Source organism: Paenibacillus amylolyticus, assembly GCF_051136285.1.
In the GTDB taxonomy this organism is placed as follows: domain Bacteria; phylum Bacillota; class Bacilli; order Paenibacillales; family Paenibacillaceae; genus Paenibacillus; species Paenibacillus amylolyticus_F.
In genome coordinates this window covers 2,262,914-2,286,052 of record NZ_CP194938.1, presented here as the reverse complement: position 1 = coordinate 2,286,052, position 23,139 = coordinate 2,262,914, and the positions used below count along the sequence as shown (strand labels likewise).

Genomic DNA, 23,139 nt, shown 5'->3' with positions numbered 1-23,139 from the left:
GGTTATTTTGAGAATCGTACTTCTTTCTGGTGGATCGGGTAAGCGGTTATGGCCTTTGTCCAATGACACGAGATCCAAGCAATTCCTGAAAGTGCTTGAAGGGGAGGATGGACAGACGGAATCGATGGTACAACGTGTATGGAGGCAATTGAAGCATACAGGGTTAAGTGGTCAAGCCACGATTGCAACGAGTAAACCTCAGGTGGAGATTCTGCGAAGTCAGCTGGGTTATGAAGTTGATTTGGTTGTCGAGCCGGAACGAAGAGATACTTTTCCTGCAATTGCCTTGGCTGCGGTATACCTGTATTCCGTACAGGGGGCTAGTTTAAATGAAACGGTAGTGATGCTTCCAGTTGATCCTTATGTGGAGGAATCTTTTTTTTATAAAGTCACAGAGCTGGAGGGCGTGCTGGATGAGTCTGGTGCGGAGCTTGCATTAATTGGAGTGAAGCCAACGCATCCTTCCGAAAAGTATGGCTACATCATTCCAGAGCAGTCTGGAACGAAACAACAGCAACGTTATGCTAAAGTATCCCGTTTTCAAGAGAAACCCCGTGAAGCTGAGGCGGCAGAGATGATTGAACAATCTGCCCTTTGGAATTGCGGGGTTTTTGCATTCAAGCTGAATTATTTGATCAACCTGCTGATCTCGCTTGAGTTACCCATTCAATATGAAGAAATGCTGAAACAATACAGCAGATTGCAGAAAATCAGCTTTGATTATCAGGTGGTGGAGAAGGCTCGTCATATTGTTGTTACACCCTATGAGGGATATTGGAAAGACCTTGGCACATGGAACACGCTGACAGATGAGATGAGTACAAATATCGTGGGCAAAGGTGTCATGACGAACAGCACCGTAAATACACATCTGATCAACGAGTTAAACATTCCGGTATGTGTGCTGGGTGTATCTAACCTGATTGTAGCGACAAGTCCAGATGGCATTCTGGTCAGTGAGAAAGAGGCCAGTTCACAGATCAAGGAATTGCTTAAAGACAGTGCTGAGCGCCCTATGTATGAGGAACGTCGCTGGGGATGTTACAAGGTTCTGGATTATACACGCAATGCCAAAGGCGAAGAAGTGTTGACCAAACGCATCATCATCGAGCCGAACAAAAACTTTTCTTACCAGTACCATCTCAAACGAAATGAAGTATGGACTGTTGTCTCAGGGCAAGGTAAATTCATTATGGATGGTGACCTGAGAGCGCTTCATCAAGGGGATGTCATTGTGATTCCGGCAGGTGGGAAGCATAGCGTGAAAGCATTGACAGAACTGGAGATTATCGAAGTGCAGATGGGCAGTGAACTGGTGGAAGAGGATATCGTGCGCATTGAGATGGAATGGGACAACATTTTACAAAATTGCGTGAACGGGGGGAAAACGAGATGAATATTGCGGTGATTGGAACAGGGTACGTAGGTCTTGTATCAGGGGTATGCTTTTCGGAGATCGGCAATCAGGTGATCTGTGTAGACAACAATGAGGACAAAGTGGCCATGTTAAATGAGGGCATCGTTCCCATCTACGAGCCTGGCCTTAAAGAGTTGATGATTTCCAATATGGAAGCAGGTAAACTGTCCTTCACTTCAAATATCGGCGAGGCAATACACAAGTCCGACATTATCTTTATTGCCGTAGGTACACCTTCTCTTCCTAACGGCGAGGCCAACCTGAGTTATGTAGAGCAAGTGGCTATGGAGATCGGAACCCATCTCGAAAGCTACAAAATCATCGTGACCAAAAGCACGGTTCCGGTTGGCACTAATGACCGCATCCGTGATCTTGTTAGCAGTATATCTTCCCAGCCGTTTGACGTGGCTTCCGTTCCTGAGTTTTTGCGGGAGGGATCAGCCATCAAGGATACACTTAACCCCGACCGGATTGTCATCGGAACGAGCAGTGACCGAGCAATCCAGACATTAAAGAAACTTCATCGTCCTTTAACAAACAACCTGATCGTTACCGATATTCGCTCAGCCGAAATGATTAAATACGCATCCAACGCATTTCTGGCAACCAAAATATCATTCATCAATGAAATTTCGAATATTTGTGAGAAAGTAGGGGCCGATGTTACACGCGTTGCAGAAGGCATGGGGTACGATAAACGCATTGGGTCTTCATTTTTAAAGGCGGGTATCGGTTATGGAGGCTCTTGTTTTCCTAAGGACACACAGGCGCTGATCCATATTGCAGGCATGGTGGATTATGATTTTAGACTATTGAAATCCGTGGTGCAGGTCAATCAGGATCAACGCATGCAAGTCATCTACAAACTGGAGAAAGCACTTGGGTCATTGGCAGGAAAAACGATTGCTATCTGGGGACTCGCGTTTAAACCGGATACGGACGATGTACGTGATGCTCCGGCCATTGATATCATTCAGCATCTGATTGACGCCGGAGCATCTGTCAGAGCCTATGACCCGATTGCAACAGATAACTTTCGTAAAGAGATCGATATTGCTTCGATCTCGTGGGAGGATAGCCCGCTTCATGCTGCCAAGGGTGCGGATGCACTCTGTGTGCTAACGGAATGGAAGGAATTTGCCCAGATCGATCTGAACGTCTTGGCAAAAATGATGCAGGAGCCCGTGATGATTGACGGCCGTAATGTGTTCAGTGCTGAGCAGATTCAAGCGTCTGCCTTTCAATATTACTCTGTGGGACGCCCAGGTCTGATGAAGATTGAAGGGAAAGCAACAGCGATCATCTAAACTGCCAGTGATTATAAATGAATATGAGTGAGGAAGAGCCCCATGAAAAAGTGGATGAAATGGACAGTGTGCATAGTTTCCATTTTTGTTATTGTTGTATTCGGTTATGCGATCTATCTCTATCAATCCGTGAAATCAACTGCAGATCAGATTTATGAGCCTCGTAATCCGGTGCAGCCTGTTTTGGTTACCGATATTAAAGGTGGACAGCAGGTTGAACTCAACCAGAAAGAGCCTTTTAATGCCTTGATTCTTGGGGTGGATGAGCGCCCGAATGACAGAGGCCGTTCGGATACGATGATTGTGCTGAGTGTGAATCCGGGGAAAAAGAAAGTGCTTATGTTTAACGTTCCGCGGGATACACGAACGGAAATTGTAGGACGCAACACGGAAGACAAGATCAATCATGCCTACGCTTTTGGAGGCGTGGATATGTCACTGGCGACAGTCGAGCAATTTCTAGGAATCCCCATTCACTATTATATGAAAGTGGATATGGAAGGTTTCTCCAAAATAATTGATCTCGTAGGTGGTGTGAATGTAAATAACCCGTTTGCCTTTGAATATGAAGGGAAGCGGTATGAGCAAGGGAATATTCATCTGGATGGTGTAGCGGCACTTGGCTTCTCCAGAATGCGTTATGACGACCCGAAGGGAGACATGGGACGGAACGATCGTCAGCGTGAGGTCCTGAAACAGATGCTGAAAAATACAATGCAATTCTCCAGTGTGATCCACCTTCAGAATATGCTTGATGAATTGGGCACACATGTCAGAACCGATCTGACATTTGATGAGATGAAAGAACTGATCCTTGATTATCGCAGCGATCTGGAAGAGATTGATACGGTAGAAATCAAGGGAAAGGGCAAGAAAATCAACGGTATTTATTATTTTATCGTTGATCAACAGGAGAAGGATCGCATTCACGGAATACTGAAGCAGCATCTGAAGCAGTAAGAGCATCATCCGTCAACCAGCAAGGAAAGTGGTGAAAACATTGCTGAAGGCAGAGGAATGGGAATCAAGGAAACAGAAACATCAACGGAAACACCGCTCGTATAAAATTATTCTATGGCTAATGCTGGCTGGAGTCTGGATTGTTATCATCTGGCTGATGTCTACCCAATCCTATCAGCAGCAGAACATTCAGCCATGGCTTCAACGTTTGACCAAACAGGTGCACATCGGGGCTACGCTGCCCGATGTGCACCTGTTTTATAATGGTCATGAGTATTCACTACAACAGAGACCTTATGCTTTTGTAGAATTTCTCTTTCGCAAGACTGCACATCTATTGGTCTATGCAGTACTCGCGGTGCTAATCTATGGTGGGCTTCGATACAAGAGAGTGAGTGTAGTGACATGTATGACGACGGCGCTGATAATGGTTGTCGTGATTGCTTCCATGGATGAGTATATTCAGCAGTTCAGCCCCAATCGCACAAGTTCGATTGGGGATGTCGGTCTAGACTTGATTGGTGGATGTTGTGGTATTGCGATCTATACAGGAATTCGAGCTTTAATGAGGAGAAAATAATTGATTTCCCAGGAAATGCCGTTGGTAGCTTAACCATAGCTTCTACTTGCTTGTGAACCATCATACATATGGTGTAGGCAGGACAAGGGGGCTTGATTATGCTGCGAAGAAGAAACCGTAATGCACTGTTCAAAAAGATAGGGCTTATTTTGTTTGCACTGATTTTGCTGTGGCTAATCGTCAGGAGTGTACCCGCATTGTTCCGTGCAGATGCGCCTGCTGCGGCTGCGGCTGTGGCAGAAGAGTTTTACAACTACGAGAAAACGGGTGACTTCGGAAGCTCCTGGGAGCTTTTTCATCCTTTAATGAAAGAACGTTTTCCGAAGAGTGCCTATGTGCAGAACAGAGCACACATTTTCATGCAGCATTTTGGTGTGCAGACGTTTGAATTAAAGACGGAACCGCCGGAGCGGGAATTTGATGTAGAGATCATAAAAGGAGTGAAGCCTTTTTCTGAAGCTTACAAAATAAATGTTACACAAACGTATTCCGGAACTTTTGGAAAGTTTGATCTCGTGCAGACTTGTTATCTTGTGCAGGATGGTAAGCAGTGGACGCTGCTGTGGTATTATCCTGATGAGAGGAATAACAACACTGAAACTTCATCATGATGAGTGAGAGGGGCAGTGTCTAAATGAGAAATGTAAAGCTACATATTATGTAATGTATTTGTAGGTTGATCAAACCGATTTGTATCATTAGTCCCTAATTGAGCGCTATAGATGCGAGACTTTTGTCGCATTTATAGCGTTTTTTTTGGTTTTAACTCTACTTTTATGCTTAAAAAGCTTGACAATAGTCCCGGTGTCAAGTAAATTACGAGTTAGGATACAAAATGTATCAAATTTCAGCTCCTAACGACAAATAACAGGGACCAGAGGCTCCCTGTGAGGGGAAGGTATTCCATTGAATGAAACGGGCCGCTTTTACTGTGTCAGTTGTGGGATGGTTGTGTCGGTCACTAGAGACGCTGCCCAGAAGCAAGAGGGCAATGGAGGCAATCACGTATTTCGTACTGGATTTTACCGGAGTGAAATGCCGCTTGGATGCTGTGAAGCGTGTGTAGTTGAGTCAAAACGAGAAGGGCAATCCCAGATTGCAGGACAATATACTAAAGATTATGATACACTATGCTCATATGAGAAACGGGCATGAAATAGGCCCGTCCATGAAGGAGAGGATTGAATGCAGCAGGAGCCGGTTGTCCGACTTCAAGGCGTCAGTAAAATCATTTCCTCCCGATCATTGGTCAGCGACCTGACCCTGGATATTTCTCCGGGGCAGGTTTTTGGTTTTTTAGGACCGAATGGCGCGGGGAAGACAACAACAATTCGAATGATGGTAGGTTTGATGTCCATTAGTAAAGGAGATATTTTCATCTCTGGACACAGTGTGAAGAATGAGTTTGAAAAGGCGATATCCCAAGTAGGGGCAATTGTGGAAAACCCGGAGATGTACAAATTCCTGACTGGATATCAGAATCTGGTGCATTTTGCCCGTATGTCACCTGGTGTTACCAAGGAGCGTATTGCCGAGACCATTGAGCGTGTAGGCCTGACAGCCCGCATTCACGATAAGGTTAAAACCTATTCATTGGGTATGCGTCAGCGTCTTGGTGTTGCACAAGCTATCTTACATAGACCCAAGTTGCTTGTTCTGGATGAACCCACAAACGGTTTGGATCCTCAAGGAATAAGGGAATTGAGGGACTATCTTCGGCTTCTAACCCATGAAGAGGGGATCACCGTCTTTGTCTCAAGCCATCTATTGTCCGAGATGGAATTAATGTGTGATACCGTGGCTATTATTCAGAACGGTAAACTGATTGATGTTCGGAATCTGCGGGATGAACAAGGTTCAGATACCTTAATCGAAGTTGCCTTTGAAGTAGATGATGCAGAACGTGCTGTTCAACTTATGGAGGGAGAGGCAGTTATCCAGGGCAAGGTTATCGTGATGTCTCTCTCGAGGGAACAGATTCCTGATGTCAATGCCAAGCTGGTTCGAGAAGGTGTGCAGGTCTATGGTATTCGTAGTGTGACTCGTACGCTGGAAGATCAATTCTTGCAAATGACTGGAGGTGGCGGCATTGGGTAGTTTCGGCAATCTGCTACTGAATGAAAATATGAAGGTGTTCCGTCGTGCGCGTACTTGGGTGATGCTAGCTATTCTTGCTCTGATCTCATTGTTAATGCCCGTGTTATTACGGGAAGGTATGGGGGCGAGTGAGGCGTATTACTGGCAGCCAGCGGCTACAACAGTTCAGATCGCTTTTTTCCTCAATACGATTTTCTGCGTGGTCATTGCAGCGGAATCGGTGGCGGGTGAATTTACATGGGGAACCATTAAACTGTTGCTGATCCGTCCATGGTCACGCAGTAAAATTCTGGCTTCCAAATATCTGACTGTAGTGGGCTTCAGTCTATTGAGCACACTGATCGTCATTGGTACGGCAATGCTCAGCTCGTATATTTTGTTCTCTCATGATGCTCCGGTGGAGAGTGGGATAATGGCGACCGAGGCGCTAACGAGATGGGGATATCTGTATATTGACCTGTTCATTACCCTGGCGATTGCCTTTATGGTATCTTCTGTATTTCGTTCAGGCGCGCTTGCTATTGGTTTGTCCCTGTTTATTATGTTCACGCAAAATATTTTTTCGCTGATCTTTAATCCGGATCGATATGATTGGGCTAAATATGTACTGTTCAACAATATGAATCTGAGCCAATATATGAACGCTTCATCGGATATAGGTTTAATGAACGGTTCAAGTGCGGGTATGACTCTCGGTTTCTCTTTGGCAGTTCTCGCCGTATATTATGTCATCTTTATGGTGATATCCTGGGTTGTGTTCAACAAAAGAGATGTGGCAGGTTAATTCCTGCCTCTTTTTTTGTTTGTATGTGGCATAGCTGTCTATTCAGGCTACATACTGGTATTGTAATGTTAGAATCATATTATTGACGCAGTCACCTTGTCAGGGCAGCGCATGGAGGGATCACGTTTCTTGATTAACAACAAATTTTATCGCATATGCACGGCAATTATTTTACTTCTGCTGATCGTGTATTTGGGAGATAAAGTAAACTTTATTTTCCGCCCTCTAACTTCGCTGATTCATATCATCATCATCCCGCTCCTGATCGCAGGGTTTTTCTATTACCTTTTGCGTCCGCTCGTGGACTTCATGGAACGGCACAAAATAAAAAGAGCACTGTCTGTCCTGATTATTTATGTTGTTGTTGGACTCTTCATCGCAGGATTCAGCGTTCTCGTGTGGCCTTCCCTGCGGGAGCAGTTATGGAATTTTATCGAAAATGCACCTAAGCTTGTATCTTCCCTTGTGGAGCAGATTAAAGCGCTGGAAAACAATCGTTTTCTTGCCCGTTACCTGCCTGAGGATTCAGACTTGTTCACCAGGCTGTCCGAGTATTTAAGTCAGGGGATTACGCAGGTTACGGATTATGTATCAGGTCTGTTTTCGGTTGTATCCAATCTGGTCATTATTTTGGCAACATTTCCGATTATGCTCTATTACATGCTCAAGGAAGGCCGTAAATTTGGAACCAACTTGACGCTGTTATTGCCGAGACATTATCGAAAAGACGGAGAAGAAACGGTGCATGAAATTGATGAGGCCTTGAGCAATTATATTGTGGGCCGTGTTATCGTTAATGTGGCGCTGGGCATTCTCATGTTTATCGGTTTTCTTCTTATCGGGTTGCCTTATGCGCTGTTATTAACGGTGGTGTCTATTATTCTGAACTTTATTCCTTATGTGGGAGCTTTGCTGGCGGCCATTCCTGTGGTGATCGTTGCTTTTATCGACTCACCTTCCATGGCGCTCTGGTCTCTGATCATTATCGTCATTGCACAGCAAATTCAGGATAATCTCATCTCCCCTTATGTGTATGGCAAACAGCTTGATATTCATCCGTTGACCACAGTCATCCTGTTGCTTGTCGGAGCCGATCTTGGCAACATTCTTGGAATGATTATTATCATTCCGCTGTACATGATTCTCAAGATTATTTTCCGTAAAATCCAAAACCGGATTGTCGAAGATCGAGCAGATGCCCAATGAGTTCGGGCTCAGCATAAAGAAAAGGTCTGTCTCCGTCATAAATGACGGTGGACAGACCTTTATTTGATTAAACGTTTGTTTCTTTCTCATCTTCATCGGTGTAGTCTGACATGTTCAGTGGTTCTTTAGGAACGATGGCGACCTTATAGAAGCGATTTTTATCTTTTTCCAACAGGACAAATGTCAGGTTCTCATATTCATACTCATCCTGTTCGTTCATCTCCGGACGGTGGCTGTAGAGCCATCCACCGATTGTATCCCATTCGTCTGCATCCAGCGAGGCCATGAACATATCGTTGACTTTGGACAGCGAAACTTTGCCATCCATAATGACATAGTGTTCATTCACAATCTGGATTTCTTCTACTTCATCTGCATCGAACTCATCACGAATCTCACCAACAATCTGTTCCAGTACGTCCTCAATCGTTACAATGCCGGAGGTGCCTCCATACTCATCGACCAAGACGGCAATATGCACGCCGTCCTTCTGCATTTTTTTCAGCAGATCCTTAACCGGAGTTGTCTCGTGAACGGCTGACACGGGTTGAATCAGGGAGGACAGGTCCACAGGTTCTTCGTTGCCGTACAGCTCCAGGAAAAATTGTTTCGTATTAATGATACCAATAATATCGTCTTTGCTCTCATTAACGACGGGGAAGCGAGTGTATTGCTCTTCCCGAATGATCTCAAGATTTTCCTCGTTGCTTCTATTTAGATAAAGGCAGACCATGTCGGTCCGGGGAACCATGATTTCTTTGGCCAGCATCTCATCAAAAGCAAAGATTCGACTCACATAACCAAATTCAGCCTGATTGATTTTCCCGCTTTCGAAGCTTTCATTGATAATAATCTGCAACTCTTCTTCGGAGTGTGCATCTTCATGTTCGGAAGCAGGCTTGATGCCAAATAATTTAACCAACTGGTTCGCAGAGCCGTTTAACAGCCAGATAAAAGGATACATTACTCGGTTAAACCAGATGATAAGGCCGGACGTTAGCAGTGCAACAGTCTCAGCTTTGCGGATCGCTATCGTTTTGGGTGCAAGTTCACCCACAACAACATGTAGATACGTGATCGCTACAAAGGCAATGACAAATGACAAGAGTGAAGCGAGTGTATCAGGGATACTCATGCTTTCGAACACCGGGTGGAGAATGTTCTCTACCGTAGGTTCACCGAGCCAGCCCAGTCCGAGAGACGTAATCGTGATCCCGAGCTGACAAGCAGACAGGTATCCGTCCAGATTGGCGACGGCCTGTTTCACAGCAAGCGCCCTTTTGTTCCCTTCCGCAATCATTTGATCGATCCGGCTCATACGTACTCGTACCAGAGCGAACTCCACTGCCACAAAAAATGCCGATAGCCCTATCAAAAGTGCAATTAAAACCAAATTTATCGCATACCTCTCACTGTCCATTCACTACTCTTCTCCTTTTAAGTCATAAGTTTTTAACGAGTATTATATCTAATTTTACGTAAGAAGACCACCTTCTCCTGAAGAATAGAGGAAGAGTCTGGAAGGGGAACGCTGCAAAACAAGGCTTTTTTGATTATTTCAGCCCATATGGCTATGAAGACATAGCTATTTTTTAACAAGCAGCAGTGAAGAAATATGTATTAGAAGTGATGTGATGTTTCTGCTTATGTAAAGTTTTATCTACGTTTTCGTTACGAATGGGGTCGACAATGGGTATCTATGATTAGCTGGAAACAATATCGTCAAAGCTGTTTAGAGTGAAAGAAGATAAAGTTAGTTAGCAAGGGAACGGAACATTAAGAAAGTAAGGTCCTAAGGAGGAAGCCGCATGTTCTGGCTGGTCATTATTTTAATTGTTTTTATTTTTCAGGCGGCTACGATTCTTGTGCTGGAGTTCCGTAACCCGGCCAAAGCAGTGGCTTGGCTTTTCATATTATTTTGCGTACCTCTGATTGGATTTGTTGTGTATTATTTCGTCGCACAAGACTACAGTAAACGCAAAAAACTGCGGAAGGGCGGGTCGCGAATTTTCCGGGAAATGCGTGAAACCATCTGGAAGCAAGCCCACATTGTAGATGAGATTTCTCAAATGCCAGGAGACCGATACAAGCACCAGCACCGTTTATTTAACCTGTTATCCCATCTGTCCGAGAGCCCGATAACGGGTTGCAACCGAAGCAAGGTGCTCACGAATGGGGAAGAAGCTTTCGCAGCTATGCTAAGAGAGATGGAAAAGGCCGAGCATCATCTGCATGTCGAGTTTTATATTTTCAGGGATGATGTGATCGGTACTCGCTTTCAGCAGGTGATGATCCGTAAAGCGCAGGAGGGAGTAAAAGTCAGGTTCATCTGCGATGGGCTTGGCAGTCATAACCTGAGCTGGAGTTTTATCCGCAAGCTTCAGGATGCGGGTGTCGAGTTTCATTTTTTTCTGCCGCCGCTCATTGCTACGATTGATCGCAGGGTCAATTATCGCAACCACCGTAAAATTGTAGTTGTGGATGGCAAGGTTGGTTTTGTTGGTGGTATTAACGTCGGAGATGACTATCTTGGTCAATATCCGGAGGTTGGATTTTGGCGGGATACGCATGTGCAGATTGAAGGAGATGCGGTCTACTTCCTGCAGTGTACGTTTCTTAACGACTGGAAGCTGGCTTCGGGTAAACGGATGACAGAGACGCCGCTCGAAAAATTATTTCCACCTCATATTTGCAGCGGAGGAGAACGGATTCAGATTTTGGGGAGTGGGCCTGATCAGGAATGGGATGCGATTCAGGAGATGTGTTTTGGCGCGATTTCAGTAGCCTGTGAACGGATATATATTACAACGCCTTATTTTATCCCTGATCCAGCTCTTTACGAGGCACTTAAGACCGCTGCGGTCAGCGGGGTGGATGTGCGAATTGTTATTCCTTATCAATCAGACTCGCGGCTGGTACACCTTGCATCGCTCTCTTATGTGGAAGAGTTGCTGCGAGCAGGTGTGAAGTTTTATCAATACCGTAAAGGCTTTGTTCATGCGAAAGTAATGATTGTAGATGATCTGTTGGCAACGGTAGGCACAGCCAATATGGACATGCGAAGTTTCTTTTATAATTTTGAATTAACGGCCGTATTATTTGAAAGCTCAGCTATTCATCGTTTGCTGCATGATTTTGAACGTGATTTGGAGGAATGTAGCCAGATTGAACCACAAGCATTTCAACAACGCTCACGCCTGCAAAAAGGGGGAGAAATACTTTCTCGGATGCTTTCTCCGCTTCTTTAGCCGATTTAGGGCAGATTTCTGAAGATAAATTCACTTTTTTTGAATTTATCTTCTTTTTGCTAAGTATTTTGTTCCAATTTGATCTTTTATGATATAATAGTTATATAAATCATGTCGTGACGAAGGAGGGGGAGTCTGGGGAAACAGGCTCCCTTTTGCTCTCTTTTGGAAGTGTGATCCGGCAAGCAGTACATCTTGAATCTATTTTATATCGCCTTTAGATGCCCGTTTTGATGGTGGGTCAGAGTACATGCAGAATACAGTTTGCTCAATTTCTACATGGAGCTTCCCCGTGGAGTAATTTAATGGATATATAAAATGGATTCACATTCTGATTTTACGGGGGGGATACCATGTCCAATGTAACGGTGAAAGAACTAACGGCCAAGCAAGCCGATCGCGGCGTCAAAAGCTCGGTGTTTACGCTGAAGTTGCTGCAGCGTATTGTAATGATCCTGATCGGTGCTGTGCTCATGGCTGTATCGCTTGAAGTATTCCTTGTGCCAAACGGCGTCATCGACGGTGGTATCACGGGGATCTCGATTATGGTGTCAGAGCTTACACATCTGCCGCTGGGGATATTTCTGACTTTGCTCAACATGCCTTTTTTAATCCTTGGTTACAAGCAGATCGGTAAGACCTTTGCATTATCTACTTTGCTGGGGATTGTAGTCATGTCTATTGGTACATCTCTACTTCACAAAGTTCCAGCACTAACACCGGGTGAACCACTTCTGGGTGCTGTATTCGGCGGATTAATTCTGGGTATGGGAGTAGGTCTGGTCATTCGTTCTGGTGGTTCACTGGACGGTACAGAGATTGTTGCCATTCTGTTTAGTGAGAAATCACCGCTGTCTGTAGGACAGATTGTTTTAATTATTAACGTATTTATTTTCGCGGGTGCTGGATTTGTTTTCGGCTGGCCGAACGCTCTATACTCAATGATTGCCTATTATATTGCGATGAAGGTGATTGATATCGTAAATGAAGGGCTAGATCAGTCCAAGTCGGTCTGGATTATCAGTGAGAAGTATCGCGATATCGGTTCAGCGTTGACGGATCGTCTTGGACGCGGTGTAACGTATCTGGACGGAGAAGGCGGCTTTAGTGGGGATGAGAAAAAGATTATTTTTGTTGTTATTACCCGTTTGGAAGAAGCTAAGCTGAAGTCTATCGTAGAGGATTGGGACCCGCAAGCCTTTATAGCCATCGGCAACATTCATGATGTGAAGGGTGGACGTTTCAAGAAAAAAGGCATCCATTAGTGATTCCTTCTTCTAAAGTTTGAAGCAAAGTTATTAAACTGGAAATATCATCATATATGCAGTATGCAAATAGCCGATACCCTGAGTCACAGGATATCGGCTATTTTTTCTTGAGATGTTTCAGGATCAGCTCCATAGGCTGTGGAGGTACGGCTGCAATCAGGTCGCCTACTGTATTCAGACGTTCAATAATATTCATGAGGTGATAATCCTGAATGGAAACATCACGGCTTACCTCATCCCAAGAGAGCGGTGTGGAGACCGTTCCCCCTGGCTTGGCACGAGGTGTATAGGGAGCTGCCAACGTTTTGCCGCCATAATGCTGGAGGTAATCAAAGTAAATTCGATCGCCACGATCTTTTTTCAGGCGTTCCAGTGTAAATAATTCAGGATGCTTTTGCGTGACATATTTGCCTACAAAGTAACCAATATCCCGGAGTTCGTCGAATGTTATACCCGAGGTGATCGGCACAATGATTTGAACACCTGTAGCGCCAGAAGTTTTGGGAACGGATTGCAATCCAAGTGAAGACAACGTTTCACCTACAATTAAGGCGGCCTGCATGATTCTGGGCTCGTGCTCCATGGAAGGGTCAAGATCAATCATCCATTCACATGGAAGTGTGCTGTTAATCGTATGAAGCGAAGGATGGAATTCAAGTGCTGCGAGATTCCCCAGCCAGAGCAGCTCAGGAAGCCCGTTCATAACAATGTAGCGTATGCCTTCATATTCCTGCGTATACACAAAATCAGGCACCGGTTCTGGCGCGTTTTTTTGATAAAAGAACGTGTCACCAGCGCCATGAGGATACCGTATAGTTGTTAGCAAACGGTTACGGGTGTATGTCAGCAGATATGGAGCCAGCGCGGCCAGCTTTTGCAAATAGATGGCTTTGGTTACACCGGCTTCCGGCCACAATAGCTTGTCAGGATTCGTGACCGTAAGTTCTACACCTTCGATCATAATGGAGCCTTTGATTTTGTGTGGCATAGAGCATCTCCTTTTAATCTTCATGCTGGAGCTGTTTGGCCGAGCAGTCTTCTGATGTCACATCTGCGAAAGTCTGAATGCTGGGATGCCGTAACGTACGATGATGTGTCAGTTCCATATACTGCACCTTAAGTCCAATCTCGGGCTTGACCCAGGTTGTCTCGGCGCTGCGTTCAGGAATGTTGTGAAAGGGTCTCTCCTTGATAAGGAGTGGCTGCACCTGTGAAGTGAGTTCTCTCCAGCGGTTAATGTTCAATTTACCTGTTCCAACATGACCGATATAAATAAAATGAGGCCCGTCATATACGCCGATCGCAACGGCATTCACAATTCCATCACGATATGTGACGCCCCCGATCATGGCATACAGGTCATGCATGATTTTGACCTTTTGCCACCGGGAGTCTTTTCCTCCGATCCCGTAGGTGCTGGAGAGATCCTTGCAGACAATGCCTTCCATCTGGTGTTGTCTCATGACTGTAAGAAGGGCGGCTGCATCTGTGGAGTTGGTAACTTCCTGTACATGATGGCTGGTATGGAGCACCTTATGCAATAGCTGCTGGCGAGCTTCAAGTGTCTGATCGGTGATCCACTTTCCATCATAAAAGAGAATGTCAAAAACCATATAAGTTATCGGTATCTGATGTATGGCCTGAGCGATGTTATCCGGTTTGCTCATCCGATCCCGGCGAAGCACATGATAAAAGGAAGGTCGTCCCGTGTCAGGATCCAGCGCAATAATCTCGCCGTCCAAAATATACGAGGCACCAGCACATAGGTTGCGAGGCTGGACCAGTTCGGGATACTGGGCTGTTCGGTCATGTAACCTGCGATTGATCAATTTCAGCTCCTGTCCGTTCTCATAAGCGAGCATGCGCACACCATCCCACTTGATCTGTGCAATCCATTGCGAGCCTGCAGGCAGGGTGTCCCGGGATACGGGTTCAAACGGTAAGACGGGTTTGAACATGTCATGCTCCTTTCCATCAGCCAGTCCTCCCTATCAGTGTTAAGTAAAAAGGCTGAGAAGGTTAGTGTTTTTGCAACCGACGTTTCAAATGATGAATCAGGATCAGCAGCAGCGGTAGAAAAATGCCACAGGTTAAATCCCAGTCAATCCAGTATGGAATGATCAGTTTCAGATAGAAGGTTTCATTTGGTGCGATCAGGATGGAGCAGACTAAAATGAGAAGTGAGGCTGGTAAGATTAGATTCCGATAGTTGGACAAACGAAACAGATGGGCCAGTCCAAGCACAAAACTGTAGAAAAAGAGCACACTTTTGAAAAATACAGCGATAACCCAGACGGAAGCCATAATTGCTTCAATTCGTTGCAAAAATTTTCCGATGTTAATCAAGCGTGACAGATTAAACGAGGTAAACCAGTAATGCTGTGTCATGAATGGTCCCAAAATAAGCAGACACATACTTATGGTTAGCGTTAACATTAATCCGCCGATCATACCCATGAGCAAAAAATCTCTTTTCAGATGAGGGCGCTGCTCTGTGTAAGGCAATAACATCATGAAAATACATAATTCACAGTACGGGTATGTAAGTACAGCGATAAAGCCTTGGAAAGGATCAAGGAATCCCCTAGCAAGAATGGGTTTTATATTGTTAAGATCGACTTTGGGGAGTAGACATAGCGTGAGAATAATCAGGAACAGGACAACGATAGGCAACAAGATTTCAGCAGTTCTTCCGATGTTAGGGAGCCCCGACCGCAATCCCCAAGCCAGAGCACAGGCGAATGAAAGGTGCAGCACCCATAATGGTGAATTTCTCAGAATGTTCGTCGTCATAAAGTCTCCCATTTCACGGATAAACGTTGATGCACCAACCAGAAAATAAAAAATATAGAATGCACTGACAACAGCGCCCACCCAAGGTCCCAGCACCCGCAGTACATGTTCAATTAAATTCAGACGCGGATCCAAGCGATATACAGCAAACATGATCAGAAGTACACCCATTCCGCCTCCTACGCCAATTAAGGAAGAGATCCAGGCATCTTGCTGAGCATAAGATGTGATCATGGTTGGGAAAAAGAGGATCTGCTCACCGATTGTGCAAAGGAACATCAGCGAAGCAAGCTGCCTGACGGTCAAACGTCCCTTTTCAATCATTCCAATAAATCTCCTTCGTCTGACAATGTCTAAGTCTGGGTTAGGATGTACCAATATTTACGGTTTTATCAGAGGTATAAAAAAAGCCCGAGCTTTTACCTCCTGAGAAAGCTTTGGAGGAACGAGGGTCAGGCTTTTTTGCAGTAACCAGTTTGGTCAAGAGAAGGGATTCAGAGTAAAGTTGGCAGAGTGAGTGGACGGTAACAGCTTGCTTCTAAAATAACACGAATTGCACTTTAGACCTCTGCAATCAGGCGGATTCGGATGTTTTGCGGGTCTGCCGCATACCATGCATCACCATCCGGGCTTACTTCAACGCCTGCCTGGCGCAGACGCTCCACGGCCTGCTCAACTTCATGATTTTGGGCATACACAATGGTGAAATAGTCGATTCCCGTAGCATTAGCAGGATTAATTGGAGCGTTCACTCCAGCCCAGATATTCAGCCCCAGATGGTGATGGTACCCTCCGGCAGACACAAACAGTGCTGACATGTTGGCGAAGTTGCCTACAACATCAAATCCAAGAATACCGGAGTAGAAGCTGCGGGCTTCTTCCAGACTGCGAACGTGGAAGTGAACGTGACCGATAACGGTGCCAGCTGGCAGGCCGTTCCAAGTCTCGCTTGCCGACAGATCAAACAAGCTCTGCACATCCACTGGATCGCTTGCCATAACGTAATTATTGTCAGCATCCCGTTTCCAAGTATCACGAGGGCGGTCGGCATAGATTTCAATCCCGTTCAAATCGGGGTCAGAGATATAAAAGGCTTCACTCACCAGGTGATCTCCTTGACCAATATCGATTCCGGATGCGACAAGATTACGAACGGCAAGTCCAAGCGACTTGCGGTCAGGCAGCAGAATGGCAAAGTGGTACAAGCCAGCATGGGAGCGCTCAGGCAATGTAATGCTGTTGCTCACTTCTTCAAGGCGAAGAAGGACGTTCTTTCCTTCGGCTGTCATGGTGGCGATATGATCTTGGCGTGTCAGCAGTTTGAGGCCAACAACGTCCGTATAAAACTGGATGGATCGATCCAGATTGCTGATTTTAAGACTAACTTCACCCAGATGGGTTGTGGCTGGAATTTGATAAGTAGTATTCATGATTATTTCCTCCTTGATAATAGATGCCTGATGTTCAACTAATTACGATGGATATATCATGCCAATATCAATATGATCTGCGCACTAGGTTTCGGGAATCGATGAAGAAGATGTAAGCAACTTCAAAATGTTGGAAAATGTACAGACGTCACTTTATAAATATAAATAAGTTACTTTTCATAAGTTAATATAAAATATTTACTTAGTTTAGTCAATAAATTTAACCAAATATTTATACCGCCGATAGTGCCAAAGTGGACGTAATTCCGGGGGTACGCGAAGTGATGAGCCGAGGATGTTGATATATAAAATAAAATGATTCTGCCGCTACTAACGAACCGGATAGAAGTCTTTGGCTAATGTGACCAATAACGGTTCGTTAGACAGAAGTAGAAAACCAAACCATGTGAGAAATAAAAACAGAGTCGACAGAACATACAGGCTGCTCTACTTCACCAGCACGCGTAGATTACACTTTTGGTTTGGCAGGGGCTTTTTTACGTTTCGTTACAGCAGGTGTATTGGTTTCACCTCCGGCAGCTGCCTGCACAGTTGTTTTTCGTGGAGCGCGTTTCTTGGGTTTGGCCGTGCTTGTTCCAGGGTCCGCAGTGATTGGCTTCACTGCTTCAATACTTGCTTGAAGGGCAGCCATAAGATCCATCACATTGGCTTCAGGTTTGGCTGGAGCGATTTTGATTTCTTCGCCTGCAACCTTGTGTTGAATGAGATCAAGCAGTTTTGCCCGATAATCATCTGTATATTTACCAGGTTCAAACGGAGTAGATAGTTGGTCAATCAACAGTTTAGCCATCGTAAGTTCCTTTTCGTTCACGTTTTGCATTTCGGGAAGGTTGGGAACTTGAGATACGGGACGAATCTCGTCCGGGTAAAAAATAGTTTCCATCGACAAGCAATCCTCAAGCACCCGGATGGCGGCGAGGCTGCTCTTGGATCGAATCGAGATTTTGGCAATACCGATTTTCCCTGTATCCCGCATAGCGTTCATGAGCAATTGGTAGGCATTCCCGCCAGCTTGGTCGGGAGAGAGGTAATAGGTTTTTTGAAAATAAATCGGGTCAATCTCAGTCAAATCGACAAAATCCAGAATGGTAATGGTTTTGCTGGCGGACTCGTTTAAGGCCTCAAGTTCTTCTTTTTCAAACAGGACAAATTTTCCTTTTTCGTACTCATACCCTTTGGTGATCTCTTCCCATTTGACTTCAATCTCACAGGAAGGGCACTGGCGTACATAAGCAAGCGGACTACCGCAGACGTTGTGAATATAACGCATGGAGATATCCTTGTCCTCGGTGGCCGAGAACATTTTGACAGGCACATGCACCAGACCAAAGCTGATTGCACCTTTCCAGACCGTATGCATAAAGGCAACTCCTTTCGATTCCTTTTTCATAATAGTATGGGCAGCTGTTGAAACGTATAGTCGTGAACCCGTGAATGCCATGGTTTTGTCCGATAATCAGTATGGTTCTGCAAGAGTCGGGGATGATAACAGAAACAAGATGGGGAGGTGCCAGATGAAGAACAGGCGGGATGAGGAAGAGGCGCACAGACATACATTCACACCTTATCCTCTGGAGGATGCTGAGAGCGCAGATGAGTTTTATACGCCAGCAACGGCTGTGAATTGGGAAGCAGTAACTTCGGAGAAGCTGCCGGTGGATCGGGAATCCTTTATGCTCGATATTGATCGCATGGTGAATGAAGGGTTAGGTGGCGGTCAGGTTATGGAGGATAACGGTTATATTGGTGACAGTACGACAGATACGATCGTTGAGGAAAAGCATAACGAAGACCCGGAAGGAGACTACGAATAATATGATGGATGCAAAGCGGGCCAAAGCGATTTATGATGCCAAAGATACCATTGCTGTGACACTTGAAGGGGAACCTGTCTGGATAGAAAATGTAGATGAGGCCAACGGTATGGCGACTGTACAGGTGGGTAGCAGACCGGGGAACACGCAAACGGTGCGTGTGGATCGCTTGGAAGAGTAGAGAGACAGTCGCGAATGAAAAAAGAGATTGTTACGTAATAATTGTTGTGGATAAGACAGAGTGAAGTATCAGGGAATGATAAGTGACGAGATGTTAGATAAGATTAGAGATGCTATTTTGGAAATCAATGAAAGGGACCGGTACCGGTAGGTATCGGTTTTTTATGTTATGATCCTTTTCGCGATCCACTCAAGGGATATGGTTATGAAGCCTAGCCTTTCCAGCATGTTCCTTCAATGTTGCGGGCGAGGAAAGGGACCGATATAATAAGGTTCAAAGTGAACTCAGGCGGGAAACCGTCAAAGGTGGGGCGTATATTGAATCAGACGCATGAGCAGTGGGTGTATCAGTCCCATAGCATTGAAGATACAGAAAGGCTTGCGTCCGCACTTGCGGCGCAGGCGCATGCCGGAATGGTGATTGCACTGGATGGCGATTTGGGCGCGGGCAAAACCGCTTTTTCACAGAAGTTTGCCTGGCATCTGGGCGTGAGGGATGTCGTGAGCAGCCCGACTTTTACACTGATCAAGGAATATGAGGCGCGATTGCCCCTGTATCACATGGATGTGTATCGCATTTCGCTGGAAGAAGCGGACGAGTTGGGACTTGAAGAGTATTTTTACGGTACGGGAGTCAGTCTGGTAGAGTGGGCTAGCATCATTCCCGAGTTGCTGCCGGAGGAGCATCTTCATGTGCAGATGGAGACGACTGGCCTTGAAGATCGAACGATAACCCTGGATGGGTATGGTGAGGTGTATGCCACGATATGCCGACAGTTCAGACAGAATGGAGTTATAGGATGATACAAGGTTTGAGAGAAGAGGATAAGATCAAAGGGTTGAGGAATGAGGGTAAGATCGAAGGTTTAAGAAATGATGGGAAGATCGAAGATTTGCAAGACAAGCCGCGTCAGCGGTTTTTGGTGTTGGATACATCCACTGCGGTGATGGCTGCCGCAGTGATGGAGGGACGTTCGCTGCTGGAAGAGCGCAATGAGCGTGCCGAGCGCAATCACTCGGTGCACGTTGTGCCTGTGATGGAGCAGCTGCTTGCTGCCAGCAGCACAGAGCCAGGCCAGCTGGACGGGATCGCCGTCGGCATTGGCCCAGGCTCGTACACGGGCATCCGCATTGCGGTGACCGCGTCGAAGACGCTGGCCTGGGCATGGGACATCCCCGTTGCCGGGGTGTCCAGCCTTCAGGCCCTCGCCTGGGGCGGCTGGCACAGCGGCCTCGCCGCCAAGGCGCAAGCTGCGGCAGATGATGCCGCAGCCGGGGCTGGCGGAACGCCATCCGCGGACCAGGGCGGCACGAGTGCCGCCCCTGTCCACTGGATCGTTCCGCTCGTGGACGCGCGGCGCGGTCAAGCCTATACCGCGCTGTTCGCCTCAGCCGGCAGCGATACGCCCAGCCGGCTGGCGCCCGATGCCATCCGCCAAATGGACGGATGGCTGGAAGAGCTCGCCGCCCGCTTAGCGGAGGCGGCGCCGGAAGAGCGGCCCGCTGCCGTCTGGATCGTCGGCGAGACGGGCCAGCATGCGGCAGCAGCGGCAGAGCTTCGCTGCCCCGCAGGAACGGCGCTCCAGCTCGTTCCGTATGAGCTGGAAGGCCGCTGGATTGGGCGCCTCGGCGCTGAAGCGCTGCTTGCAGGTCAGCGCGACGACGTACATGCGCTGGTGCCGAACTACACCCAGCTGTCCGAAGCGGAAGCGAACCTGCTGCGCAAAGGCTGAAGGGAGAGGGAGAGCGGATGAACAACGTAGGGAACGAAGGACAGGAAACCGTGTTTCAATTCAGACTCATGACGGTGGCAGATATTCCTGACGTGATGGAGATTGAACATGAGGCATTTACCCTCCCTTGGACGGAAGAGGCTTTTCATAATGAATTGAAGCATAATCATTTTGCTAAATATATGGTCATGGAGTTGGATGGTACGGCTGTTGGATATGCGGGGATGTGGACGATTATGGACGAAGCGCATATTACCAATATCGCAGTGAGAAAAGCATACCAGGGTCGTAAGCTGGGTGAGAGATTGCTGGACGAGTTAATGAAAACGGCAGCTTATCTCGGCATGGAGCGTATGACACTCGAGGTCAGAGTATCGAATATTATAGCTCAGAATTTGTATCAGAAAAAAGGGTTTGAATCGGCAGGTCTGCGCAAAGGGTACTACTCCGATAACGGAGAGGATGCAATGATCATGTGGGCGGTACTTCCGCCTGCAGGCCGGAGCGGCGAAGAGGAAGGAAGCGTAATGGATTCATGAACGATCTTATAGATAATCAGGGCAGAATTCCATCCTATATTCTGGCGGTAGAGACAAGCTGTGACGAAACATCGGTAGCCGTTGTCAAAGACGGATGTGAAGTGCTGTCTAATCTGATCTCCAGTCAGATCGAGACACATAAAGCGTTTGGCGGCGTTGTGCCGGAGGTGGCTTCGCGTAAGCACGTTGAAGTCATCACGCTGATGCTGGAGCAGGCCATTGAAAAGTCCGGCATCCGTGCGCGTGATCTGAGCGCGATTGCAGTCACACAGGGCCCAGGATTGGTTGGTGCATTGCTGGTGGGTATCGTCGCAGCCAAAACGCTGGCGATGGCACTGGGAAAACCACTGATCGGTATCCATCATATTGCCGGTCATATTTATGCGAATCGCCTTGTGCGTGAACTGCAATATCCGGCGATGGCTCTTGTGGTATCGGGCGGGCATACAGAGCTTGTGCATCTGGAGTCCGAGGGCAAGTTCAAGCTGATTGGTCGTACACGGGATGATGCTGTCGGTGAAGCTTATGACAAAGTGGCCCGTGCACTCGGCTGTCCATATCCGGGCGGGCCGCATGTAGACCGGATGGCATTTGAAGCGGAGGACGTTGTTCCATTGCCACGGGTATGGCTTGAAGCAGGATCATATGACTTCAGTCTCAGTGGACTGAAATCGGCTGTGCTCAACGTACTGAATCAGGCCAAGATGCGCGGCGAAACATTGGAGCCGTCTGCAGTAGCGCGCGGTTTTCAAGAAGCTGTCGTTGAAGTGCTGGTGGAAAAAGCGGTACGGGCAGTTCGAGAATATGGCTCACGTCAGTTGCTCCTGTGCGGCGGGGTTGCAGCCAATCGTGGCTTGCGGACGGCTCTGCAGGAACGTTGTGAGAAGGAAGGGTTGGAGCTGATTATTCCACCAATGGAGTATTGCACGGATAATGCAGCCATGATCGGCGCGGCAGCACATCTCAAATGGATCCGCGGCGAAGGGACTGATTTTGACGCGAAGGCGGATCCTGGACTTTCTCTGGAAGCGTGGTCGGTTCAGACCGAAGCGTAGACTATTTGGAATTGAAAGATGCCTAGTTGTTCTGGCAAGAGATTGTTCATTTTGAAATGAATGGTTGACAGTGGATTGTGTAGAATGTATATTAGTTACAAATTAAACAGGAGTTATCTCCTGAACTGAAAAACGCGATGAACAGGAACAGTAAGGTCTTTCCCGGTCATAAGAGAGCTGCGGGATGGTGCAACGCAGCCGAAGGACACCTGAAACTCACCTGGAAGCGGAACGATGGAACACGGCTGTTTAAGATCCAAGCCGAAGGCTGAAGTTGCCGAAAGTATATCGTTACGGGTTGCCTCCGTGAAAGGGCCGTTGTTATCGATTCATGTCAGATTAGAATGGGGTATCACATTGATGTTACCTGAGTCTAACGAAAGATCGATGAACAATACTGAGGGGACTTTCAAGCCGTTGTTTAAACAGGATGAGAGTCAACAAGAGTGGTACCGCGAAGGTGAACAGCCTGTCGTCTCTTGCATTATGCAGGAGAGGGCAGGCTTTTTTGATTTCAATTTTGGAGTAATATTAATATATCAAACAAATGTAATGAACGGGAGCAGTAGAACGACAATGGCGCTCAGAGAGCTGCGGGGGGGTGCGACGCAGTGGCTGGAAACGTTTGAATCTCGCCCGGGAACAGAGCTTTGGAAACATGAGATACGTTTAACCGCTGCCTGCAAGGCGGCAGCTCATGTGTACAC

General features: G+C 46.6%; 23 protein-coding genes and 2 other annotated features (1 of these 25 running past the window's edge). Of the genes, 17 read left to right on the top strand and 6 right to left on the bottom strand.

What is annotated here, in order from left to right; translation table 11 throughout:
- Positions 1 to 7: 7 nt before the first annotated feature.
- The 9 genes from ACR8BL_RS10205 (at position 8) to ACR8BL_RS10165 (ending at position 8,351) form a co-directional block, all read left to right on the top strand.
- Positions 8 to 1,396: a sugar phosphate nucleotidyltransferase gene (locus ACR8BL_RS10205; RefSeq protein WP_434752505.1), complete on the top strand. Its 1,389-nt coding sequence runs from the start codon at positions 8 to 10 to the stop codon at positions 1,394 to 1,396.
- On the top strand, positions 1,393 to 2,724 hold the full coding sequence (locus ACR8BL_RS10200; protein WP_434753072.1) for a UDP-glucose dehydrogenase family protein: 1,332 nt from the start codon (positions 1,393 to 1,395) through the stop codon (positions 2,722 to 2,724). The genes ACR8BL_RS10205 and ACR8BL_RS10200 overlap by 4 nt, the downstream gene beginning before the upstream one ends.
- A gap of 42 nt (positions 2,725 to 2,766) precedes the next feature.
- Positions 2,767 to 3,684 (top strand): LCP family protein, encoded by a 918-nt coding sequence (locus tag ACR8BL_RS10195; protein ID WP_434752504.1) that lies wholly within the window; start codon positions 2,767 to 2,769, stop codon positions 3,682 to 3,684.
- Between the two features lie 31 nt (positions 3,685 to 3,715).
- Positions 3,716 to 4,264 carry a VanZ family protein gene (locus ACR8BL_RS10190; RefSeq protein WP_434752503.1) on the top strand — a complete coding sequence of 183 codons (549 nt, stop codon included), beginning with the start codon at positions 3,716 to 3,718 and terminating at the stop codon, positions 4,262 to 4,264.
- A 98-nt stretch (positions 4,265 to 4,362) separates the two neighbouring features.
- A complete protein-coding gene (locus ACR8BL_RS10185; RefSeq protein WP_434752502.1) occupies positions 4,363 to 4,875 on the top strand; it encodes a hypothetical protein in 513 nt (170 codons plus the stop codon).
- A 340-nt stretch (positions 4,876 to 5,215) separates the two neighbouring features.
- Positions 5,216 to 5,419 carry a hypothetical protein gene (locus ACR8BL_RS10180; RefSeq protein ID WP_434752501.1) on the top strand — a complete coding sequence of 68 codons (204 nt, stop codon included), beginning with the start codon at positions 5,216 to 5,218 and terminating at the stop codon, positions 5,417 to 5,419.
- Positions 5,420 to 5,449: 30 nt separating this feature from the next.
- On the top strand, positions 5,450 to 6,361 hold the full coding sequence (locus ACR8BL_RS10175; protein WP_434752500.1) for an ABC transporter ATP-binding protein: 912 nt from the start codon (positions 5,450 to 5,452) through the stop codon (positions 6,359 to 6,361).
- Positions 6,354 to 7,145 (top strand): ABC transporter permease, encoded by a 792-nt coding sequence (locus ACR8BL_RS10170; RefSeq protein WP_434752499.1) that lies wholly within the window; start codon positions 6,354 to 6,356, stop codon positions 7,143 to 7,145. The genes ACR8BL_RS10175 and ACR8BL_RS10170 overlap by 8 nt, the downstream gene beginning before the upstream one ends.
- 129 nt (positions 7,146 to 7,274) lie before the next feature.
- Positions 7,275 to 8,351 (top strand): AI-2E family transporter, encoded by a 1,077-nt coding sequence (locus tag ACR8BL_RS10165; protein WP_434752498.1) that lies wholly within the window; start codon positions 7,275 to 7,277, stop codon positions 8,349 to 8,351.
- 67 nt (positions 8,352 to 8,418) lie between these two features.
- Here the strand turns inward: ACR8BL_RS10165 and ACR8BL_RS10160 are convergent, their stop codons facing one another.
- Entirely contained in the window at positions 8,419 to 9,771 is a 1,353-nt protein-coding gene (locus ACR8BL_RS10160) for a hemolysin family protein (protein WP_434756656.1), read from the bottom strand.
- Between the two features lie 388 nt (positions 9,772 to 10,159).
- Here ACR8BL_RS10160 and cls point away from each other — a divergent pair, with 388 nt between their 5' ends.
- Positions 10,160 to 11,599: a cardiolipin synthase gene (gene cls, locus ACR8BL_RS10155; protein WP_434752497.1), complete on the top strand. Its 1,440-nt coding sequence runs from the start codon at positions 10,160 to 10,162 to the stop codon at positions 11,597 to 11,599.
- Positions 11,600 to 11,952: 353 nt separating this feature from the next.
- On the top strand, positions 11,953 to 12,864 hold the full coding sequence (locus ACR8BL_RS10150) for a YitT family protein (protein ID WP_434752496.1): 912 nt from the start codon (positions 11,953 to 11,955) through the stop codon (positions 12,862 to 12,864).
- Between the two features lie 100 nt (positions 12,865 to 12,964).
- Here ACR8BL_RS10150 and ligD read toward each other — a convergent pair whose 3' ends face one another.
- The 5 genes from ligD to ACR8BL_RS10125 all read right to left on the bottom strand — a co-directional run bounded on the left by ligD (position 12,965) and on the right by ACR8BL_RS10125 (position 18,471).
- Positions 12,965 to 13,855, bottom strand: coding sequence for a non-homologous end-joining DNA ligase (gene ligD, locus ACR8BL_RS10145; protein WP_434752495.1), 891 nt, complete (start codon positions 13,853 to 13,855; stop codon positions 12,965 to 12,967).
- A 13-nt stretch (positions 13,856 to 13,868) separates the two neighbouring features.
- Positions 13,869 to 14,825, bottom strand: a complete 957-nt coding sequence (locus ACR8BL_RS10140) for a DNA ligase (protein WP_434752494.1) — start codon at positions 14,823 to 14,825, stop codon at positions 13,869 to 13,871.
- 61 nt (positions 14,826 to 14,886) lie between these two features.
- Positions 14,887 to 15,984 carry a GerAB/ArcD/ProY family transporter gene (locus ACR8BL_RS10135; RefSeq protein WP_434752493.1) on the bottom strand — a complete coding sequence of 366 codons (1,098 nt, stop codon included), beginning with the start codon at positions 15,982 to 15,984 and terminating at the stop codon, positions 14,887 to 14,889.
- A 236-nt stretch (positions 15,985 to 16,220) separates the two neighbouring features.
- The gene (locus tag ACR8BL_RS10130; RefSeq protein ID WP_434752492.1) at positions 16,221 to 17,090 is read right to left on the bottom strand and encodes a VOC family protein; all 870 of its coding nucleotides are present in this window, start codon (positions 17,088 to 17,090) and stop codon (positions 16,221 to 16,223) included.
- Between the two features lie 469 nt (positions 17,091 to 17,559).
- Positions 17,560 to 18,471, bottom strand: a complete 912-nt coding sequence (locus ACR8BL_RS10125; protein WP_434752491.1) for a Ku protein — start codon at positions 18,469 to 18,471, stop codon at positions 17,560 to 17,562.
- 154 nt (positions 18,472 to 18,625) lie between these two features.
- Between ACR8BL_RS10125 and ACR8BL_RS10120 the strand changes: the two genes are divergently transcribed.
- The 6 genes from ACR8BL_RS10120 (at position 18,626) to tsaD (ending at position 22,432) form a co-directional block, all read left to right on the top strand.
- Entirely contained in the window at positions 18,626 to 18,925 is a 300-nt protein-coding gene (locus ACR8BL_RS10120; RefSeq protein WP_434752490.1) for a hypothetical protein, read from the top strand.
- A gap of 4 nt (positions 18,926 to 18,929) precedes the next feature.
- Positions 18,930 to 19,106 (top strand): H-type small acid-soluble spore protein, encoded by a 177-nt coding sequence (locus ACR8BL_RS10115; protein ID WP_434753071.1) that lies wholly within the window; start codon positions 18,930 to 18,932, stop codon positions 19,104 to 19,106.
- A gap of 317 nt (positions 19,107 to 19,423) precedes the next feature.
- A complete protein-coding gene (tsaE, locus tag ACR8BL_RS10110; RefSeq protein WP_434752489.1) occupies positions 19,424 to 19,909 on the top strand; it encodes a tRNA (adenosine(37)-N6)-threonylcarbamoyltransferase complex ATPase subunit type 1 TsaE in 486 nt (161 codons plus the stop codon).
- Positions 19,906 to 20,838: a tRNA (adenosine(37)-N6)-threonylcarbamoyltransferase complex dimerization subunit type 1 TsaB gene (tsaB, locus tag ACR8BL_RS10105; protein ID WP_434752488.1), complete on the top strand. Its 933-nt coding sequence runs from the start codon at positions 19,906 to 19,908 to the stop codon at positions 20,836 to 20,838. Before tsaE ends, tsaB begins: the two co-directional genes overlap by 4 nt.
- 17 nt (positions 20,839 to 20,855) lie before the next feature.
- Positions 20,856 to 21,377, top strand: coding sequence for a ribosomal protein S18-alanine N-acetyltransferase (rimI, locus tag ACR8BL_RS10100; protein WP_434752487.1), 522 nt, complete (start codon positions 20,856 to 20,858; stop codon positions 21,375 to 21,377).
- The gene (gene tsaD / locus ACR8BL_RS10095; RefSeq protein ID WP_434752486.1) at positions 21,374 to 22,432 is read left to right on the top strand and encodes a tRNA (adenosine(37)-N6)-threonylcarbamoyltransferase complex transferase subunit TsaD; all 1,059 of its coding nucleotides are present in this window, start codon (positions 21,374 to 21,376) and stop codon (positions 22,430 to 22,432) included. Before rimI ends, tsaD begins: the two co-directional genes overlap by 4 nt.
- A gap of 128 nt (positions 22,433 to 22,560) precedes the next feature.
- Positions 22,561 to 22,915 (top strand) — a binding site (T-box leader).
- A gap of 60 nt (positions 22,916 to 22,975) precedes the next feature.
- Positions 22,976 to 23,139, top strand: a binding site (T-box leader); it runs 176 nt beyond the window's last position.

Coding starts and splice junctions, on each gene's coding strand:
- ACR8BL_RS10200 (WP_434753072.1), top strand. CDS start 1,393: ATGAATATTGCGGTGATTGGAACAGGGTACGTAGGTCTTGTATCAGGG.
- ACR8BL_RS10195 (WP_434752504.1), top strand. CDS start 2,767: ATGAAAAAGTGGATGAAATGGACAGTGTGCATAGTTTCCATTTTTGTT.
- ACR8BL_RS10185 (WP_434752502.1), top strand. CDS start 4,363: ATGCTGCGAAGAAGAAACCGTAATGCACTGTTCAAAAAGATAGGGCTT.
- ACR8BL_RS10175 (WP_434752500.1), top strand. CDS start 5,450: ATGCAGCAGGAGCCGGTTGTCCGACTTCAAGGCGTCAGTAAAATCATT.
- ACR8BL_RS10160 (WP_434756656.1), bottom strand. CDS start 9,771: ATGGACAGTGAGAGGTATGCGATAAATTTGGTTTTAATTGCACTTTTG.
- cls (WP_434752497.1), top strand. CDS start 10,160: ATGTTCTGGCTGGTCATTATTTTAATTGTTTTTATTTTTCAGGCGGCT.
- ACR8BL_RS10150 (WP_434752496.1), top strand. CDS start 11,953: ATGTCCAATGTAACGGTGAAAGAACTAACGGCCAAGCAAGCCGATCGC.
- ligD (WP_434752495.1), bottom strand. CDS start 13,855: ATGCCACACAAAATCAAAGGCTCCATTATGATCGAAGGTGTAGAACTT.
- ACR8BL_RS10140 (WP_434752494.1), bottom strand. CDS start 14,825: ATGTTCAAACCCGTCTTACCGTTTGAACCCGTATCCCGGGACACCCTG.
- ACR8BL_RS10135 (WP_434752493.1), bottom strand. CDS start 15,984: ATGATTGAAAAGGGACGTTTGACCGTCAGGCAGCTTGCTTCGCTGATG.
- ACR8BL_RS10130 (WP_434752492.1), bottom strand. CDS start 17,090: ATGAATACTACTTATCAAATTCCAGCCACAACCCATCTGGGTGAAGTT.
- ACR8BL_RS10125 (WP_434752491.1), bottom strand. CDS start 18,471: ATGCATACGGTCTGGAAAGGTGCAATCAGCTTTGGTCTGGTGCATGTG.
- ACR8BL_RS10120 (WP_434752490.1), top strand. CDS start 18,626: ATGAAGAACAGGCGGGATGAGGAAGAGGCGCACAGACATACATTCACA.
- ACR8BL_RS10115 (WP_434753071.1), top strand. CDS start 18,930: ATGGATGCAAAGCGGGCCAAAGCGATTTATGATGCCAAAGATACCATT.
- tsaB (WP_434752488.1), top strand. CDS start 19,906: ATGATACAAGGTTTGAGAGAAGAGGATAAGATCAAAGGGTTGAGGAAT.
- rimI (WP_434752487.1), top strand. CDS start 20,856: ATGAACAACGTAGGGAACGAAGGACAGGAAACCGTGTTTCAATTCAGA.
- tsaD (WP_434752486.1), top strand. CDS start 21,374: ATGAACGATCTTATAGATAATCAGGGCAGAATTCCATCCTATATTCTG.